The 19,071-nt window shown below is 40.3% G+C and carries 10 protein-coding genes; 8 read left to right on the top strand and 2 right to left on the bottom strand.

Features of this window, described 5'->3' with window-relative positions; translation table 11 throughout:
* Positions 1–7 precede the first annotated feature (7 nt).
* Complete coding sequence (locus ACFEL9_RS13040) at positions 8–997, bottom strand: LacI family DNA-binding transcriptional regulator (RefSeq protein WP_385890611.1); 990 nt, start codon at positions 995–997, stop codon at positions 8–10.
* A 332-nt stretch (positions 998–1,329) separates the two neighbouring features.
* Between ACFEL9_RS13040 and ACFEL9_RS13045 the strand changes: the two genes are divergently transcribed.
* The 4 genes from ACFEL9_RS13045 to ACFEL9_RS13060 all read left to right on the top strand — a co-directional run bounded on the left by ACFEL9_RS13045 (position 1,330) and on the right by ACFEL9_RS13060 (position 12,663).
* Positions 1,330–4,308, top strand: coding sequence for a SusC/RagA family TonB-linked outer membrane protein (locus tag ACFEL9_RS13045; RefSeq protein WP_385890613.1), 2,979 nt, complete (start codon positions 1,330–1,332; stop codon positions 4,306–4,308).
* A gap of 18 nt (positions 4,309–4,326) precedes the next feature.
* Positions 4,327–5,895 (top strand): RagB/SusD family nutrient uptake outer membrane protein, encoded by a 1,569-nt coding sequence (locus ACFEL9_RS13050; protein ID WP_385890616.1) that lies wholly within the window; start codon positions 4,327–4,329, stop codon positions 5,893–5,895.
* 65 nt (positions 5,896–5,960) lie between these two features.
* Positions 5,961–9,305: a VCBS repeat-containing protein gene (locus ACFEL9_RS13055; RefSeq protein ID WP_385890619.1), complete on the top strand. Its 3,345-nt coding sequence runs from the start codon at positions 5,961–5,963 to the stop codon at positions 9,303–9,305.
* Positions 9,306–9,312: 7 nt separating this feature from the next.
* On the top strand, positions 9,313–12,663 hold the full coding sequence (locus ACFEL9_RS13060) for a VCBS repeat-containing protein (RefSeq protein ID WP_385890622.1): 3,351 nt from the start codon (positions 9,313–9,315) through the stop codon (positions 12,661–12,663).
* Positions 12,664–12,677: 14 nt separating this feature from the next.
* On the opposite strand, the gene ACFEL9_RS13065 is transcribed toward ACFEL9_RS13060, so the two are convergent.
* Positions 12,678–13,619 carry a GyrI-like domain-containing protein gene (locus ACFEL9_RS13065; RefSeq protein ID WP_385890625.1) on the bottom strand — a complete coding sequence of 314 codons (942 nt, stop codon included), beginning with the start codon at positions 13,617–13,619 and terminating at the stop codon, positions 12,678–12,680.
* An 84-nt stretch (positions 13,620–13,703) separates the two neighbouring features.
* On the opposite strand from ACFEL9_RS13065, the gene ACFEL9_RS13070 reads away from it, so the two are divergent.
* Genes ACFEL9_RS13070 through ACFEL9_RS13085 form a run of 4 tightly spaced genes read left to right on the top strand, consistent with a single transcriptional unit; the run spans position 13,704 to position 18,984 of the window.
* A complete protein-coding gene (locus tag ACFEL9_RS13070) occupies positions 13,704–15,731 on the top strand; it encodes a kojibiose hydrolase (RefSeq protein ID WP_385890628.1) in 2,028 nt (675 codons plus the stop codon).
* Positions 15,732–15,790: 59 nt separating this feature from the next.
* A complete protein-coding gene (locus ACFEL9_RS13075; protein ID WP_385890629.1) occupies positions 15,791–16,366 on the top strand; it encodes a hypothetical protein in 576 nt (191 codons plus the stop codon).
* Between the two features lie 56 nt (positions 16,367–16,422).
* Entirely contained in the window at positions 16,423–17,775 is a 1,353-nt protein-coding gene (locus ACFEL9_RS13080; RefSeq protein WP_385890631.1) for a vanadium-dependent haloperoxidase, read from the top strand.
* 6 nt (positions 17,776–17,781) lie between these two features.
* Positions 17,782–18,984 (top strand): hypothetical protein, encoded by a 1,203-nt coding sequence (locus ACFEL9_RS13085; protein WP_385890634.1) that lies wholly within the window; start codon positions 17,782–17,784, stop codon positions 18,982–18,984.
* The last annotated feature ends 87 nt before the right edge of the window (positions 18,985–19,071 follow it).

A 19,071-nucleotide genomic window follows, 5' to 3' on the forward strand; every position in this document is an offset into this window, starting at 1 on the left:
CATTATTTTACATTGAACTTCCCTCTATCAATCGTGATGGTAAAATAATTGAACGGGTAAATGTTTGACCAGCCAGGTAATCTATCAACCGTTGAATGGCTAATTTACCCAATTCGTAACCGCTGGTTTCCACATGCGTAATGGTAGGGTTAAAAATTGTGGGTAAAAATCCATTGCTTATAGCTGAGACAGACACTTCTTCAGGAATACGAATTTTCAGTTGGTACAAAGCTTTCATTACTCCAACCAGGATCTCGTCACTCATCGCAAACACATGATCGATGCTTTTTGATGCACAAAACTCAAGCGTAGTTCGCTCCGCTTCATTAGAATTTTCGCAATGCCTGGTAAAAATTTTTGTCTGTGGTGATGCTTGTTCAAATGTGTCTGCAAATGCTTTCCATCTTTTTTGCGTAATGGAAAGTTGGTTGTTCCCAAATAGAGCCAATACTCTTTTCTTGTCATGGTTAATGATTGAGTTGGCAGCAAGAATAGCGGCTTCGTTATCAGCCAGGCAAACTTTATTGCAGGCGTCTGTGTCCGGTACCCTGTCAAAGAAGATGAAAGGAATACCTGCGTCTTCAACCTTTTTAAACGGCTCGGGCGAAGAACCCGGAACGATAGAAATTATAATACCTGCAACGCGGTTGGCCCTGCATAGCCGGAGATTTTCTGCTTCCATCAAAGGATCGTCACCTGACTGCAGGATCATTAATGAAAATCCGAACTCTCTCGCTTTTTGTTCCGCTGCTTCAATAAAAGAATCGTAAAAGGTGTTTGATATTTTAGGAACAATCAAGCCAAAGATTTTACTTGAATTTGTTCGCAGATTGATGGCATAGGTGTTGGGTTCATATTCAAGAAGGGAAGCCAGCTCCTTTACTTTTTGTTTAGTCTCGTCTGAAATATCGGGATGATTTTTCAAAGCCCTTGATACCGTTGCGATACTCAGGTTTAGATTGGTTGATATTTTTTTCAGAGTTGTCCTCGATTTCATAAGCAAGCTTGGGAAAAGTTTTACACTGCAAACGTTGTCGTTATCGTTTGCGATAACGTTCTAATTTATTTTAAATGGAAACTCCGCCAGTGATAAATGTCTGAAAAATAATTTTATAATTCCTGTACACTCAATAAAATGCCGACAATAATTTTTAAAAACAGCATGCAGCTATTTGCACATATCCGTGGCCTTTTATTAGTTGGTAGGAATTGACACTCGGGAAAAAGATTTTTTTTGTTAAGAAACTAATAATTTTTTAAATTGTGTCAAGGCTACACATTTGTAGTCTCCTTTATCTGCTAAACTCACAAAAACGAATGCTTATGTCAATGAAACGACTGCTCTATGCATTCTTGTTGCCATTCCTGCTCTTTTCCTTCTCTGCACTGGCGCAAGAAAAAGTTGTAACTGGTAAGGTTACTGACTCAAAAGATGGTTCTCCGGTTGTCGGAGCATCAGTACAACCCAAAGGTTCCAGAACGGGTACGTCAACCTCCGCTGATGGTACATTTAGAATTTCTGTCCCTGCTGGAATTAACACGTTAGTGATATCATCTGCCGAATTTGAAAGGCAAGAATTGGATATTACTGATAAGACTTCAATTGATGTCTCTTTGGTCGCCGCTTCAGCGGGGCTAAGCGAAGTGGTTGTTATAGGATATGGTACGGCAAGAAAGAAAGACTTGACCGGATCCGTAGCATCTGTACAAGCAAAAGACTTTAATAAAGGAACCTATACTTCACCTGATCAGTTGATACAGGGTAAAGCGGCGGGGGTTTTAGTTATTAATAATACTGGTCAGCCAGGCGGTTCAACCACAGTTAGAATCCGAGGTTCTTCTTCTATCAGATCTGGTAACCAGCCACTGTTTGTTCTTGATGGTGTTCCTTTGTCGGGTGGTTCAGCAAGGCCAGGTGGTCAAGGGAGAAACATTGGAAACGATGGGGGTAATCCTTTAAATTATATCAACCCAAATGATATTGCCAGCATTGAAATTTTAAAAGATGCTTCTGCAACTGCTATTTATGGATCAAGAGGCGCTAATGGAGTGGTAATAATAAATACAAAACGTGGGAAATCAGGTATACCTACAGTAGATGTAAGTGCATCTACCGGCATTTCTAATGTTCTAAAGAAATTAGAAGTATTAAATGCCGCAGAATACAGGCAGGCATTGAAAGACTATTCAGTGACCACAGGTGATTTTGGAGGAGACGTTGACGCATTTGATGAAATCAGCCGTACAGGGCTTACCCAAAACTATAATGTTGCAGTTGGTGGTGGTACCGACAATGGCCGGTATCGTTTATCAGTTGGTTACCTCGATCAGGAAGGCATTATTAAAACTTCTGAATTGAAGAAAATAACCGCCAACTTAACAAGCAGTTTCAAATTTTTAGAAAGTAAAAAGCTTGGACTCGATATAAACGTGTTAGTCACACAGACTAATGAGCAAATTGCGCCGATTTCTGCTTTTGTGGGTTTTGAAGGTAATTTGATATCACAGGCATTACAATGGAATCCAACGCACCCTTTAATTAAACCTGGCACAGACTCAGCCTGGATTCAGCACGGATTGGGTTTAACAACGGTTAACCCTCTTGCTACATTGGATTTTTTTGATGATAAAGCAAAAGTTAATACCATTATAGCCAGCATTTCTCCTTCTTACAAGATCACCAGGGACCTGGAATATAAATTTCTTTACAGCGTTAACCGCCAGGTGGGTAACAGAAAAGGACAGATTAACAGGGTGATTAATGAACCAGGTGTTGAGGGCCACGGCGCAGCATTTGTAAGAAACCAGGAGCAAACAAACACCCAGATCACCAACACATTAAACTTTAATAAACAAATCACTTCAGATTTTAACTTAAATGCAGTGGTAGGGCATGAATGGCTGATTTTTGATTCAAAAGGGAGCGGGATGTTTGGGCAGGATTTCCCAAATAACGGCCTGGATTATTATGACATAATGCATGTTTCATCACAATCCAGCCGTATTCTGTTCAACTTTGATGACCCTACCACAGAGCTACAGTCTTATTTTGCACGGGCTATTGTAAATTATAAAGACAAGTATTTATTGACAGGAACTTTCAGGGCGGATGGTTCTACCAAATTTGGTGAAAACAATAAGTATGGATATTTCCCATCTGTGGGCCTCGCATGGAATATTACTAAAGAAGATTTTTTAGCTGGCAACAGTTTTTTCAATAATCTTAAACTACGCTTGGGTTGGGGTAAAACAGGTAACCAGGAGTTTCCTTCAGGTGCTTCATTAAACAGGGTTTCTATAGGACAGTACAACCCTTCCAGGCAAGAGTGGGGCCTTGAGCAGGTGAACTATGGAAATGAAGATTTAAAATGGGAAACTTCAGCCACGACAAATGCAGGGATTGATTTTACCATTCTTGATAACAGGATTAGCGGGTCCGTTGATTATTTCTATAAAAAAACTACCGATGTTTTATTTGAACAAAATCTTGTTTATCCCGCCCCGCAAATCGGAAGAATATGGATCAATTTGGATGGGTACGTTTTAAATAAAGGTGTCGAAATAACTTTAAATGGCACCATAATGAGCAGGAAGGATTTTAACTGGAATCTCGGTGGCAATGCTTCTTTTCTTAAAAATACAGTAAAAGGCTTAGCTGGTTTTTATGAAACCGGTGAGCTTAGAGGGCAGGGCTTTTCCAATGTAAGGGGACAAAGATTGGTTGCAAATCAGCCTTTAAATGTATGGTATCTCCAAAAGTGGGAAGGTCTTGATAAAACGACCGGCAAGGATATTTTAACCAATGGTGGTGCTACAAAGTTTTATTCAGGAAGCCCCAACCCTAAAATGCTCCTGGGCATATTTACTGACTTAAATTATAAGAAATTTTCGGCAGCACTGAATTTTAACGGCACATTCGGTCATTACTTGTACAATAATACAGCAGCAACCGTGGTGGGTATTGGTAATCTGGGAACAAGAAATATTGCAAAAGACTTATTAGGTGGCGATGTGCAGGAATCCAGGGCCAATGCCGCTTCTCCATCAACCCGATTCCTTGAGAAAGGCAATTACGTCAAATTGGCCAATGCCAGCATAGGCTACCGGGTGGGAGATATCGGAAAAAATATAAGAAACCTTTATATTTCCCTAACAGGGCAAAACCTATTTGTAATTACAAAATATAACGGCTTTGATCCTGAAGTTAATACGGATGGTGGTTTTGGTGGCATTCCTTCATTGGGGATTGAATATGTGCCATATCCTTCCGCACGGTCATTTCAATTGGGGATAAACCTTTCCTTATAATATTAAATAATTAGCGATATGAAACGTATAAGAATTTTTCTGATTTTAATCCTGGCGGTCTCGTTATTTTCCTGCACCAAGCTGGACGAGAGTTTCAGAGGAGAGCTGGAGCAGGCTGATAATAGCAGTATTACCGCTTCCGGGTTATTGATCAATGCCTATAATTCTATTGGGGGGTCCTTCCAGGGCAATGGAAATATTTGGTCAACCACCAATATTACGACTGATGAAGCAATTGCTCCCACTCGTGGCCCCGACTGGTATGATAATGGGTTATGGCAAGCCCTGCACGCCCATACCTGGAATCCTGACCATGAATTTGTCGCCGGTGCTTTTACGGAAATGCTGGTTGCACAGTTTAACGCTTCAAATGTGTTGCAATATAACCCTACGGCACAGCAAGCAGCGGAGGCAAGATTTCTTCGGGCTTTATCTATGTATTGGGTTTTGGATGGCTACGACCAGGTGCCTTACAGGGAGGATCTGACTGATTATAAAATATTACCAATAACCCTTAAAGGATTAGAGGCGGCAGACTTTATCATTAGTGAGCTAAATGATATTATCGCTGATCTTCCGGATACAGGACCTGCCTATACGGCCAATAAAAACGCTGCACGTGCATTATTAATGAAAATTTATCTGAACAAGGGCGTATATGCAAACAGGGCAGCACCCACATTTGATCCTGCCGATATGAACAAGGTAATTTCCCTGGCAGATGAGATCATAAACAGTAACAAGTATACATTGAATGATAATTTCTTCGATATTTTTGCGCCCGACAACGATGTAAAGTCAAAAGAAAGTATCTATAGCTTTTATAACAGTTCCAGCGACAATAGGGGCGCTAATGTTCGTGGTTTCGCTTTCATGGTGTCACATTACAACATGAATCCCTCGGGGTGGAATGGGTTTGCAACACTTTCTGACTTTTATGATAAATTTGATCCAACTGATAAAAGATTAGGAGGATATTATCCCTATCCGGCCGGCCTGCCTAATCCAGGGAAAAGAACAAATGTTGGATTTCTTATAGGACGGCAGTATAATTTGACTACCGATGCTCCTTTAAATGCCAGGAATCCTTCTACCGCCCCGCTAAGCTTTACCAGAGAGGTGAAAATAAATGAGCCTGACCCAAATACTTTGGAATTTACAGGTATAAGGGTAATGAAATATCCTTATGATTATGCCGCCCCCGGGGATCAAAAGAATAACGATTACGTTATGTTTAGATTAGCTGATGTTTTGCTGATGAAAGCAGAAGCAATTCTTCGTGGTGGTACCGGTACTGCTGCAGGACCCTATGGCAGCACCGCTTTAGAAATTGTAAACTCGATACGTACAAAACGTGGTGCATCAGCGTTGGCCTCAGCTGATTTAAACGCTCTTTTGGATGAAAGAGGAAGAGAAATGTATTGGGAGTGCTGGAGAAGAAATGACCTGATACGGTTTGGTAAATTTTTGCAAGCCTGGCAGGAAAAAGCTGCAGATAACGGCACTACAAACCTGTTATTCCCTATCCCCAGCAATCAATTAGCCGTTAATCCTAACCTGACTCAAAACCCGGGTTATAATAATTGAGCTGCGAACTAGAAATAAATTTTAAAGGCCATTTTAAAGAAATGGCCTTTTTTTGCTTGACAAATATGTCGCCTAAGTTTTGCTTCTCCGTTGCCTTTTTTTGCATTTTTTGTTTGTATTCATGTACTTCAGAAACAAAGCAAAAAAAACTGTTCGAGTTAAAGGAATCTACTGGCATTGACTTTTCCAATAATGTAACAGATACGAAAGACTTCAACGTTCTTACCTACCGGAATTTTTATAACGGAGGGGGTGTTGCCATTGGTGATATCAATAATGACGGCCTGGCTGATGTTTTTTTTACAGCCAATATGGGTGCCAATAAGCTGTATAAAAATAGAGGAAATTGGCAGTTTGAAGATATTTCACAAAAGGCGGGATTTGTTGACAAACAAGATTGGAGTACAGGCGTGGTGATGGTAGATATCAATTACGATGGCTGGCTCGATATTTATGTTTGTAGTGCCGGCTATATAAACGGTGTAGCTCCGCAAAGCAAATTATATATTAACAACGGTGTTTCATCCGCCGGTAAAGAAGTTAGCTTCACCGAAGCTGCCGAACAGTATGGACTCACCAATAAAGGTGGATATGCAACACACGCTGCATTCTTTGATTATGATCTCGATGGCGATTTAGATGCCTTTATAATAAACAACAGTTTTATCCCCGTTAACACACTCAACTATGCCAATAAGCGGGATTTGAAAGCGGCTGAATGGCCCGTCGCTGATTTTTTAAAAGGCGGTGGTGACAGGCTTTTTAGAAACGACAACGGCAAGTTTGTTGATGTCAGCAAGGAGGCCGGTGTGCATGGTAGCCTGATAAGCTTTGGATTGGGCGTTACCATTGGAGATGTAAATAAAGACTCGTATCCCGACGTGTACGTGTCCAACGATTTTTTTGAAAGAGATTACTTATACATCAATCAAAAGAACGGAACCTTCAAAGATGAGTTAGAAGACTGGATGGGACATACCAGTCTCGCTTCAATGGGTGCTGATATCGGTGATATTAACAATGATGGGCTGGTTGACATATTTACCACAGACATGTTGCCTGATGATGACTATCGCCTTAAAACTACATCATCATTTGACAACATTGATGTTTATCGGTATAAGGTTGACCAGGGATTCTACCACCAGTTTATGCAGAATACACTGCAGGTTAACAATGGCAACAACAAATTTTTAGAGACAGGATTTTTCAGCGGTGTCGCCGCTTCGGATTGGAGTTGGGGTGCGCTGATGTTTGATGCAGATAATGATGGTTTGACAGATATCTATGTTTGTAACGGCATCTATCATGATGTAACGGATCTTGATTTTATTGACTTTTTCGCTAACGATGTTATCCAAAAAATGGTGCTGACAGGTAAAAAGGAACAAGTGGATGAAATTATTTCTAAAATACCTTCTGTTCCTGTTTTAAATAAAGCGTTTAAAAACGAGGGGAATCTTAAATTTTCGGATGCAGGAACTTCATGGGGCTTTACCAAGCCATCTTTTTCAAATGGTGCTGCATATGGCGACCTTGATAATGATGGCGACCTGGACCTCGTTATTAATAATGTTAATGAAAAAGCCTTTGTTTATCAGAACAACACCCGGGAAAACAGCGGAAATAAGTTTATTGGCATTTCTCTCAAAGGAAGAGATAAAAATACATTTGCGATTGGCAGCCAGATTAAAGTTTACCTGCAAGACCAGGTTTTGTATCGTGAAATTGAGCCAAGCCGCGGGTTTCAGTCATCGGTTGATTATAAACAAATTATTGGACTAGGAAATGCCGCGACTGTCGACTCTGTCATTGTGGTTTGGCCCGATGCAACTTACTCAAAATCTGTGCGACCAGAGTTAAACAGGGTTTATGAGTTAAAACAACAGGATTCAGAGGGCAGAAAGCAGGTATCAGCCGAATCGACTGCTGCTCCAATCTTTCAACTTGTCGAAACCAATCTGGTCAAGCACCAGGAAGACGATTACGTAGACTTCTATTATGAGAGAAATTTGCCTGAAATGTTGTCAAGGGGGGGCCCGCAGATTGCAAAGGCAGATGTTAATGGTGATGGAATGGATGATATTTATATTGGCGGAGCAAAAGGACAACCAGGACAGTTATATTTTCAAACGGCTGGCGGCTTTAGGCAACAAAAGCAAAAAGTTTTTGACCAGTATGCCAACTTTGAAGATGTAGCTGTCTTGTTTTTTGATTGTGATGACGATAATGATATGGATTTATTCATTGGTTCCGGTGGCAACAATGTTCCCCCTAAGTCGAAACAATTACAACATCGGCTGTATCGAAATAATGGCAAAGGAGGTTTTGAGGCAGATACCACCGCCTTTCCCAAAAATGACATGAATATTTCTGAGGTGGTCGCCAATGATTTTGATAACGATGGCGACCTGGATTTGTTTGTCGGTAGCCGGAATGTTGCTTACCGATACGGCGAAACACCTTCAAGCTATTTATATCTTAATGATGGGAAAGGTTATTTTACTGATGTTGCCAAAAAAATGAATGAGGCTATTTCGGCCGCAGGCATGGTAACCGGTGCTGCGTGGGCGGATGTTTATGGCGATGAAAGAGAAGAGTTGATTGTTGCAGGAGAGTGGATGAGTCCAAGGATTTTTACCTATAACGGAAAAACTTTTGACGAGCTGAAAAATACCGGACTTAAAGGCTTATATGGTTGCTGGCAAACCCTGGCGGTCAGTGATTTGAATGGAGATGGAAAGTCAGATTTGATTTTGGGCAATATTGGTGAGAATTTTTATCTGCGTCCTGATTCTGCCCATCCGGTAAAAATGTGGATGAACGATTTCGATCAAAACGGCGTTGTCGACCAGGTGAGGACGAGAACCATTAATGGCAGGGACATGCCTGTATTGACAAAAAAAGACTTGACAGATCAATTCCCGGGATTAAAAAAAGAAAATTTAAAAAACAGTGAGTATGCCAGGAAATCCATCCAGCAAATTTTCAATAAAAATATGATTGACGAATCGGTGGTAAAGATGTTTAACTACTCAAGTTCAATTGTTGCTATAAATAATGGTAACGGGTCATTTGAAATTAGAAAGTTGCCTTTTATGACTCAATTATCCAGCATCAACGCAATTGCAGTGCTGGATGTGAACAATGACCGGCACCTGGATTTGGTCGTCGGAGGTAACAGCTTTCAATATCCTCCGCAATTTGGCAGGTTAGATGCCAGCTGCGGCGATGTACTTATCAATAATGGAAAAGGTAATTTTGAACGGACAAAACCAGCTGAGGCAGGGCTGAAAATTAGCGGAGAAGTCAGGGATATTGAAGAAATACACAGCAACAATCAGCGATTTATTCTTTTCACCAGGAATAATATGCATCCCGTTTTGTATCGGTTAGAAAAGAAGTTTTAATTATCCAATGATTTCTCAAAAGTCTTATAGTCTTATTCTTATACCTTTCCTGCTTTCCGGGGTGATTCTCTTTGGATGCACTTCGAAGAATAAGGTAAAGGATCCGTTATTTATTGCACTTGATCCTAAAATAACAGGGATTGATTTTATTAATAAGCTGAAACCTAAGCCTGAGTTTAACATGTTTAATTACATGTATTTTTATAATGGTGCTGGTGTCGGCGCCGGTGATTTTAATAATGATGGAAAAATTGATTTGTTCTTCTCATCCAACCAGGGCGAAAATAAATTATACCTCAACAAAGGTAAACTGGCTTTCGCGGATGTAACCAAAGAAGCCGGAATACCACAGGATAAAAGCTGGTCAACCGGTGTTTCGGTGATAGATATCAACAACGATGGATTGTTGGATATTTATGTTTGTAAGATTGGTAAATACGAGATATTAAACAGCAAAAATCAATTGCTTATCTGCAAAGGAATAAACAAAAACGGCATTCCTTTTTATGAAGACAGGGCCAGCCAGTACGGACTGGACTTCTCAGGATTCAGTACCCAGGCGGCTTTTTTTGACTATGATGGAGACGGAGATAATGACATGTTTTTACTAAATCACTCTGTTCACCAAAACGGTTCATTTAGTTCAAGGCGCAATTTTTTAGGGACATTTAGTAGCTTTTCAGGTGATCGTATTTTTCGCAATGAAGGACCAAGCCCAACGATACCAGGCGATTTAGTATTCAAAGATGTTACTTCATCAACGGGTATCAACAGTTCGGCAAATGGTTATGGATTAGGTGTAGTGGTATCCGATATTAATCTTGACGGACATCCTGATCTTTATATAGGTAATGATTTTCATGAAAATGATTACCTCTACATCAACCAGGGTAATGGAACTTTTGCAGACGAGAATGATCTGCGTTTGATGCATACCAGTAAATTTTCCATGGGTGTTGATGCGGCAGATGTGAATAATGACGGATTCCCGGAAATCATTTCAATGGATATGCTTCCGGAAGATCCTTATATTTTGAAACGTTCATTCGGCGAGGATGAATATGATATTTTCTTCGACAAGATCGCCGCAGGTTACAACTATCAATATCCCCGAAATAATCTCCAATACAATAGGCGAAACGGTATGTTTAGCGAGCTGGGTCTGTATTCCGGAATATATGCAACTGATTGGAGTTGGGCCTCTCTCTGGCTTGATTTTGATAACGATGGATTGAAAGATCTTTTTATATCAAACGGTATTCCCAAGCGATTGAATGATATGGATTATGTGAATTTTGTATCCGATAGAAGTCGCTATCAAAATCTCAAACTGGATGAAAACAGCATGGCTTTGATAAGCAAGTTTCCAGAGATAAAAATTCCCAATAAGTTTTATAAGAATCTCGGCGATTTAGAGTTCCTGGATGTGAAAGACAGCATTGATAATAATAAGCTAACCTATTCCAATGGTGCAGTATATGCCGACTTTGATAATGATGGGGACCTCGATATAGTGGTAAATAATATTGATGATTTTGTTTTGCTTTATGAAAACAGAAGTAATGATGATAGCGATAAGCGGTATGTTGAGATAAAACTCAAGGGACCTGAACAAAATATAAATGCCATAGGGGCTAAAGTCATCCTTTTTACAAAGGATGGTATCAGAACATATGAAAACAGCCCTGTGCGGGGATTTCAGTCAAGCATGCTGACGCCTATACACATTGGGCTTAACAATATAAAACCGGAATCCGTTTTCCTGATATGGCCGGATAATACTTATCAAAGTACTTCTTTCGATAGCTCATCGAGTCTTTCATTTACTTATTCAAAAGGTCTTCCCAGGTTTGATTATAAAACAATCACCTCTTTTGGCAGGAACCCTACAAAATCGATGGAAGATATTACTGCCTCTACCAATATTAATTATAAGCATACCGAAAACCCATTTATAGAATTTAACAGGGAACCTCTCATTCCCCACATGGTTTCGACCGAAGGGCCTGCATTAGCTGTTGCTGATATTAACGGTGATGGACTGGACGATTTTTTCATCGGGGCTTCTAAGACATTTCATAATGCAATTTATCTGCAACAAGCTGGCGGAAAATTTATCCGTACGAGCCAGCAGGAAATGGGACAAGACAGCATGTATGAAGATGTGGATGCAGTATGGGCTGATGTTAACAATGATGGTTATACTGATCTCCTTATCGCAAGTGGCGGGAATGAGTATTATGGAACAGATCGTCATTTGTTACCCAGGGTATACCTTAATGATGGAAAGGGGCAATTTAAAAAACTGGAAGGGGCTTTTCAAGGATTGTATTTAACGGCCTCTTGTATTAAAACCTATGATTTTAACAGTGATGGATACGTGGATGTATTCGTCGGGGGCAGAGCTGTTCCCTGGGAATATGGACAAATTCCGCAATCCTATTTATTGCAAAATGATGGTTCTGGAAAATTTATTGATGTTACACAACGATATGCAAAGGAATTATCGAATGTAGGGATGGTTACTAATGCATTGTGGTTTGATATTGATAACGATAATGATGAAGATCTCGTCTTGTCTTGCGAATGGGGCGGCATTGAGGCATTCATTAATAACAAAGGAAACTTTTCTAAAAAGACACTTGCAAAAGAAAAAGGATGGTGGAATTTTATATTGCCTGTTGATATAGATAACGATAATGATATAGATTTTGTCGCCGGCAATCTTGGCTTAAACAGCCGGTTGAAAGCTTCAGCTAAAGAACCTGTCAAATTGTATTATAATGATTTTGACAATAATGGGAAAAAAGAGCAGGTGCTTACTTATTATATACATGGAAAAGAAATACCTTTTGTCAATAAGGATGAACTCCAAAAACAGCTACCCTTTATAAAAAAGAAATTTTTGTATGCGGGTGATTTTGCTAAGGCTACCATTGGTGAAATATTTGGGTCGGATAAACTAACAGAAGCGCAGGTGTTAAGTGCAGATTATTTTTCCAATGCAATCCTGATCAATGATGGCAAAATGAATTTTACCGTACAGGCAATGCCATGGGAGGCTCAGCTAAGTTCTTACCGGGACGCGGTTGTTTTGCACGCAAACGATGATAGCCGGCCCGACGTTTTATTGGTTGGAAATTATTATGATAACAATATCCAGATGGGAAGATACGATGCCGACTTCGGAACCATACTGGTAAATAAAGGAAAAGGAACTGTTGCCTGTGAAAATATCAACGGGCCTGCTATTAAAGGGCAAGTCCGTCATATAAGGGAAGTTTTAATTGACCGTCAAAAGAGATATATTCTTGCCAGGAATAATGATAGCGCTATGGTAGTTGGATTCTCAAAGTGAAATTGTAAATCTTATTAATTAACCGGGTAATAAATTTTAGTCACCCATTTACTTGAATCTTTTTCTTTTGTCCTGTCTGTTATAAGTGATAGAAAAGGCAATGCAATATTAAAAAGTTTGTGATCGCCTGCAAACAACTCCATTTTCTTCATTGCAGAATCAGAAGCATTCCTGCCACCCTTCATTTCGGCTACCAGGATATTCCCGTTTTTTAATAATCGTTTTAAAAAAAACTGATCTTTTTGGGGTATTTCTCTGTCAACGGGAACTCCTACCTGTGCCAGGTAGCCTGCACTGTCCTGGGAGGTGATGTTTACCATCGGATAGCCTTCTTCCATTCCATGCGATTGACTAATATATTTTTTTATACTGTTGATCATTTCATAGATAGCTTCTGTTTCGGGATACTTAGAAAAAATTTTCTTTGTTGACACGACATATTCAATCTCTACTTGCTCTTTTTTTATATCAAGGCCATAAATATTTTTGTTATTGCTGATGAACGATTGCAATGTGTCCAGGATCATATCTAAACCATTACGCAGTTTTTTTGCTTTGAGGTACTGATTAATTTTAAGAAACGGGTTATTGCCCGTATTGAATAAGGCATTCCAAACTATTTTACTGCTGTCAGGTCCTATGGGCATCATATGTATGATCGAAGTATCTAATTGTTGATTTGCCTGTATTATAATTGTTAGTGCATTGTAACGGATATTATCTAATTTAAATTTATATCCACCAAACTCCAATACTGAATCTTTTTCTTGATCTGAAGCCTTCCCCGGCCACCACCTTTCCCAATTCTTCTCTTCACTCAAAAATCGGAATAGCCCTGCCTGGTTCGCATTGGCATAGACGGTTCTTGTTATCGATATTTTTTTAGGAATGAAAAAATAAGTGCCGATTGAAAAAAGAAACAACAACGATATAAGTCCGATCAACCATTTTTTCATATCAGGAAACTTTCTATTGATGAATAATGAATCCGCAAATAAAACTAAATTCACGAATATAATTTCACCAAAACAAGATTTGCCATGTGGAAGTCCTTTTTTACTTTTTGCCTGTCTTTACTTGTTTATAGCTCACAAGCCCAGGATCCCTGGAAGATAAGCGCAGCCACAATTGATCCCAATAATTACTACGGAATTACGGTCGCCAACGGAATGATCGGGATAGTCTCTTCACCAGAACCATTTAAAGTAAAAGAGGTGGTGCTGGCAGGAGCCTACGACCTGTATGGCAGAGGCAGGGTAAGTAATTTTCTCAAAAGTTTTAACCTGTTAAATATGTACCTGGAGGTGGATGGAAAAAGAATTGCTGGTAAGGACGCTACAAATATGAAACAAGAGCTGGATATGCAAAGAGCCGGCTTTACAACACAGCTTGATTACGCCGATAAGGCATCAGTCTCCTACACCTATTATTCATTGCGGCATTTGCCCTACACGGTTTTGATGGATATAACTATAGTAGCCAAAAAAGATATCGCCATTACGGGGGCTAGTGTGATGGAAGCGCCGGATGCCTTGAAAGAAGTACAGAATTATTATAATGAGATAGACCGGCCCCATGTTGTAATCAGCCTGTTGACATCCTCTGCTAAAAGCCCCACCGGCAAATTATTGATGTGTGCTAGTAATACTTTTTTATTTAGTGAGAAGCATGGTGAGGAGCCCCGGGTGATACACGAAATGTGGGATAACAATATGCACCTGATGAAGTTTGGCAAAAAGATCAAAGCAGGTGAAACCTACCGCTTTACTATTGCGGGATCATCTATTACTTCGGCTCATCATGATGATCCGTTGAATGAAGCAGAACGGGCTACCATATTTGCAAAGCTGGAGGGAAGGGAACGACTGATAAATTTTCATACCAAGGCCTGGACAGAATTATGGAAAAGCGACATTATCATTGATGGTGATCCGCAGAGTCAGCAGGATATACACAGCATGCTTTATCATCTTTATTCATTTTCACGGGAAGGAACGGCGCTTTCTCCATCGCCTATGGGATTGAGCGGGCTGGGTTACAATGGACATGTATTCTGGGACACTGATCTTTGGATGTATCCTGCGGTTTTGGTTCTTCACCCGGAAATAGCCAAAAGTATGGTTGAATACCGGTTTCAAAGATTGGAAGCAGCTAAACGAAACGCATTTAGTAAAGGATATAAAGGTGCTATGTATCCTTGGGAAAGTGCAGAAACGGGAGTGGAAGAAACGCCGGTATGGGCACTGAGCGGACCGTTTGAACACCATATAACCGCCTGTGTAGCTATTGCGGCATGGAATTACTATTGCATTACTCAAGACAAAAACTGGCTGCGGGAAAAAGGATGGCCAATTTTATCCGCTACGGCTGATTTTTGGGCAAGCCGTGTAGAAAGAAATGGGCCAGGACACTACGATATCAAAAATGTAGTAGCAGCGGACGAATGGGCGGAGAATGTCGATAATAACGCCTTTACCAATGCAGCGGCTAAGGCCAACCTGCAATTTGCTACTGAAGCAGCAAAACTTTTGGGTTTACAGGCAAATGCTGATTGGATAAATGTGGCCAAAAATATTCCTGTTTTGAAAATGGATAACGGCGTGACAAGAGAACATGCTTCCTACAATGGTGAAGGAATAAAACAGGCCGACGTTAACCTGTTGGCTTATCCATTAAAAGAAGTGAGTGCCGCATCCCAAATAAAAAAGGACCTGGAGTACTACGAGTCAAGAGTGCCAAATGAAGGAACACCGGCGATGACCCAGGCAATTTTTACACTATTATATGCAAGATTGGGCGACAAAGAAAAAGCCTGGCATTGGTTTAAGGATGCCTACCTGCCCAATTTAAACCCTCCCTTCCGAGTAATAGCTGAAACTAAAGGAGGTACCAACCCGTATTTTGCGACGGGGGCCGGTGGCATTTTACAAAGCGTATTGATGGGTTTTGGTGGGCTGGAAATAACTCCCAGGGGAATCACACAGGTAAAATCGGTATTACCCGGCGGATGGAAATCCCTGACTTTGACCGGGATTGGGATGGACAAGAAAACCTTTACGGTGAAATAAATTCGGACGCAGCTGTTACAATTCATAAATTGTCTTAAATTGTAGCCTACTATACTGTTTTGAAGAAGCTTGCAGCCATATTACTAATTGTTATCCTCTTTTTTAACTGGTATGGCTATCGTATTGTTACAAATATTTTAGCCAAAGATGCGGACAAACAATTAGAGGTCCAGTTAGATAATAACGATTACGATGAATCTCAATTAGTAGAAGTTCGTGTCGCTTTGAATATTCCCTATCAGAATGATCAATCAGACTTTGAAAGGCATTATGGTGAAATGGAAGTGGACGGAAAATATTACACCTATGTAAAGCGTAAAGTGGAGAATGGCTTCCTGGTATTGAAATGTATTCCCAACGACTCCAAGCAAAAGATAAAAGAGGCCAGAGATGACTTTTTTAAAATGGCTAATGGTCTCGACCAGGACCAGCCCGGCAAAAAGCAAAATAATTCTACCAACCTGGCTAAAAATTTCTGGAGTGAATACGATGGCCAGGAGACAAATTTTACCATTGATATTTTTTCTAACCTGATTAGAAAACAATTCGCTAATAATTCTTCTTTCTTGTATAACATCTGCCAGGCTACACCCGGCCAACCCCCGGAAAGCAAAAAGTCTCTCTCTTTTAGTTAAGGTTATTTCTTCCGGTTTTACCCGGAAGAATGATTATGTTCATTCAAATTATCGTCGTGAAAAATATTTTAGGGGTGGCCCTGCTGGCCATCGTTGTTCTGTCGTCATGTAAAGAAAAGGCAGGCGATTACAAAAAATTTACAGAGGATCCGCTGTTGTATTCTAAAACAGTTAAGAAGCTAAATGATGTGGTGCTGGAGAATAATTTTCCGCCAATGATCGCCACAAGAAATTATGCTTACGCCAACATAGCTGCCTATGAAACGATGGCGGCCGGTAATAATAAATTTCAAAGTTTATCCGGCCAGGTAAAACATTTACCGGCTATGCCAAAACCTGAGGCAGGAAAGGAGATAGACTTTTCATTAGCGTCATTATTCTCATTCTGCAAGGTAGGCAATGCTGTTACCTTCCCGGAAGGCAGTATGATGGGCTATTATGACGAGCTAAAGGAGAAGGCAAAAAAGGCCGGCATGACCTCTGAGATTTTGAAAAATACCATTGCTTTTTCTGATACTGTTGTCGCTGTTGTATTAAAATGGAGCAAAGGAGATAATTATGCTCAAACAAGAAGTGCGGAAAAATATACAGTAAAAGATGAAGAAGGCCGCTGGATTCCAACACCGCCTATGTATGCACAGGCGGTGGAGCCAAAATGGAATTCAATCCGGTGCCTTACGCTTGATTCTTGTTCTCAGTTCATGCCTCCCCGCCCGCCATTATTTAATATTAAGGATAAGAACAGCGAATACCTGAAATATTTGAACGAGGTAAAAAATATCGGAGATAGCCTGACGGAAGAGCAAAAACACATCGCTGATTTCTGGGATGACAATCCGTTCAAGTTAAATGTGAGCGGACACGTCATGTTTGCTACCAAGAAATTTTCACCCGCTGGCCACTGGATGAATATAGTGGGCATCGCAGCCAAAGAATCAAAAGCTGATTTTGCAACTACGGTGGCTGCCTATGCTGAAACATCTATTGCCTTATTTGATGCATTTATTAGTTGCTGGGATGAAAAATTCAGGAGTAATTATGTGAGACCGGAAACAGCGATCAATAAATATTTTGATGAAGAATGGCGGCCTTATATACAGACTCCTCCATTTCCTTCCTACACCAGTGGTCATGCCACTATTTCGGCAGCAGCAGCCGAAGTAATGACCGACTGGTTTGGCGATAAGCTTTCTTTTACCGACACCTCGTCATTGGAATTTGGAATAGAAAGCAGGCGTATTGTTTCATTTCGTGAAGCGGCAAAGGAAGCAGCTATGTCAAGATTGTATGGCGGTATCCACTACCGCTTCGATAACGACCAGGGCAATGCTGCGGGTCGCAAGCTGGGTGACTTTATTATTCAACGATTGAAACTCAAAAAGGAAAATCAACTTACCAACAACAACTAACTTTTTATGAAACGCTTATATATAGTTATAATCATAACAACTCTTTTTATTCAGCAAAAAGCAACAGCACAAGGTTGCGTGGCAGTCCGTCAAATGGGCGGTGTTAATACCCTGTGTTCATCAACAAATTCATATAACCTTTCCAAAGGCGATTTCCAAATCGGCGCCAATTATCGTTATTTCCATTCCTGGAGACATTTTGTGGGTAAAGAAGAACAAAAGCACCGGCAAAACACTGGTGGTGGATTGGGGACCGATGGCATTGACCGTGGTAATGCTGTTAATATTTATTCTCATGCAGTAGATCTTAATTTGTCTTATGGGTTAACAAACCGGCTCCAGGTATATGCAAGTATACCATATGTACATAATGAACGGTCACAGGTTTTAAGACAAACAGCCCCTGTCAAGGATACATTCCGCTATAGTGTATTTGCAAAAGGACTCGGCGATGTACGTATTGGAACTAATTACTGGTTATTTGATCCCGTTAAAGCCCATAAAGGCAACTTAAATGTAGGTATAGGAATAAAATTACCAACCGGAAGTCATTCTGAAGTAGATCAGGCACCGCAAACTAACGGGACATTTAGATATACTATGATGGACCAGGCCATTCAACCCGGTGACGGAGGACTTGGATTTTCACTAGAAATGCAGGGCTTCACACAAGTATACAGAGGTATTTATGCTTTTGCTAATGGCTATTACCTGTTTAATCCAAAAGAATCTAATGGTACATTTAAATCTGGGCCAACCGTTGTCAAAGACAAAGACGGAAATATTCTTGGAACATTAACGGGTTATAACGTTTATGCTTGCCCGGATCAATATTTCGGACGTGCCGGCTTAATGACTTCGATATTGAAATCAAGAAACCTGACTTTGTCGCTGGCCGGAAGAGTGGAAGGCATTCCTGCTTATGATGCATTGGGCGGCCAGGTAGCTTATCGTCGTCCCGGTTATGTAGTTGCTATAGAATCTGGCGTATCCTATACTACAAAGCAGCATAGCTTCAGCTTATTTGTGCCCTACAACATTGTAAGGAACCGTATTCAAAGCGCTGCGGATATAGCGAGACAAAATTTACAAAACTCGGTTATTACCGATAAAACTCAGCTGACACATGTACAGGGCGATGCAGCTTTTGCTGATTACTCAATCAGCCTAAGCTATTCTTATAGAATACCAAAAAACAGGAAAAAATAAATACATGATAATTTATTTCTCCACAGGAGAATGATTATTTGCGAGTTTTCTTCCCCGAATGAGTTCGGGACCAAAATCAAATAAAAA

The organism is Terrimonas alba, from assembly GCF_042434975.1.
GTDB lineage: Bacteria > Bacteroidota > Bacteroidia > Chitinophagales > Chitinophagaceae > Terrimonas_B > Terrimonas_B alba.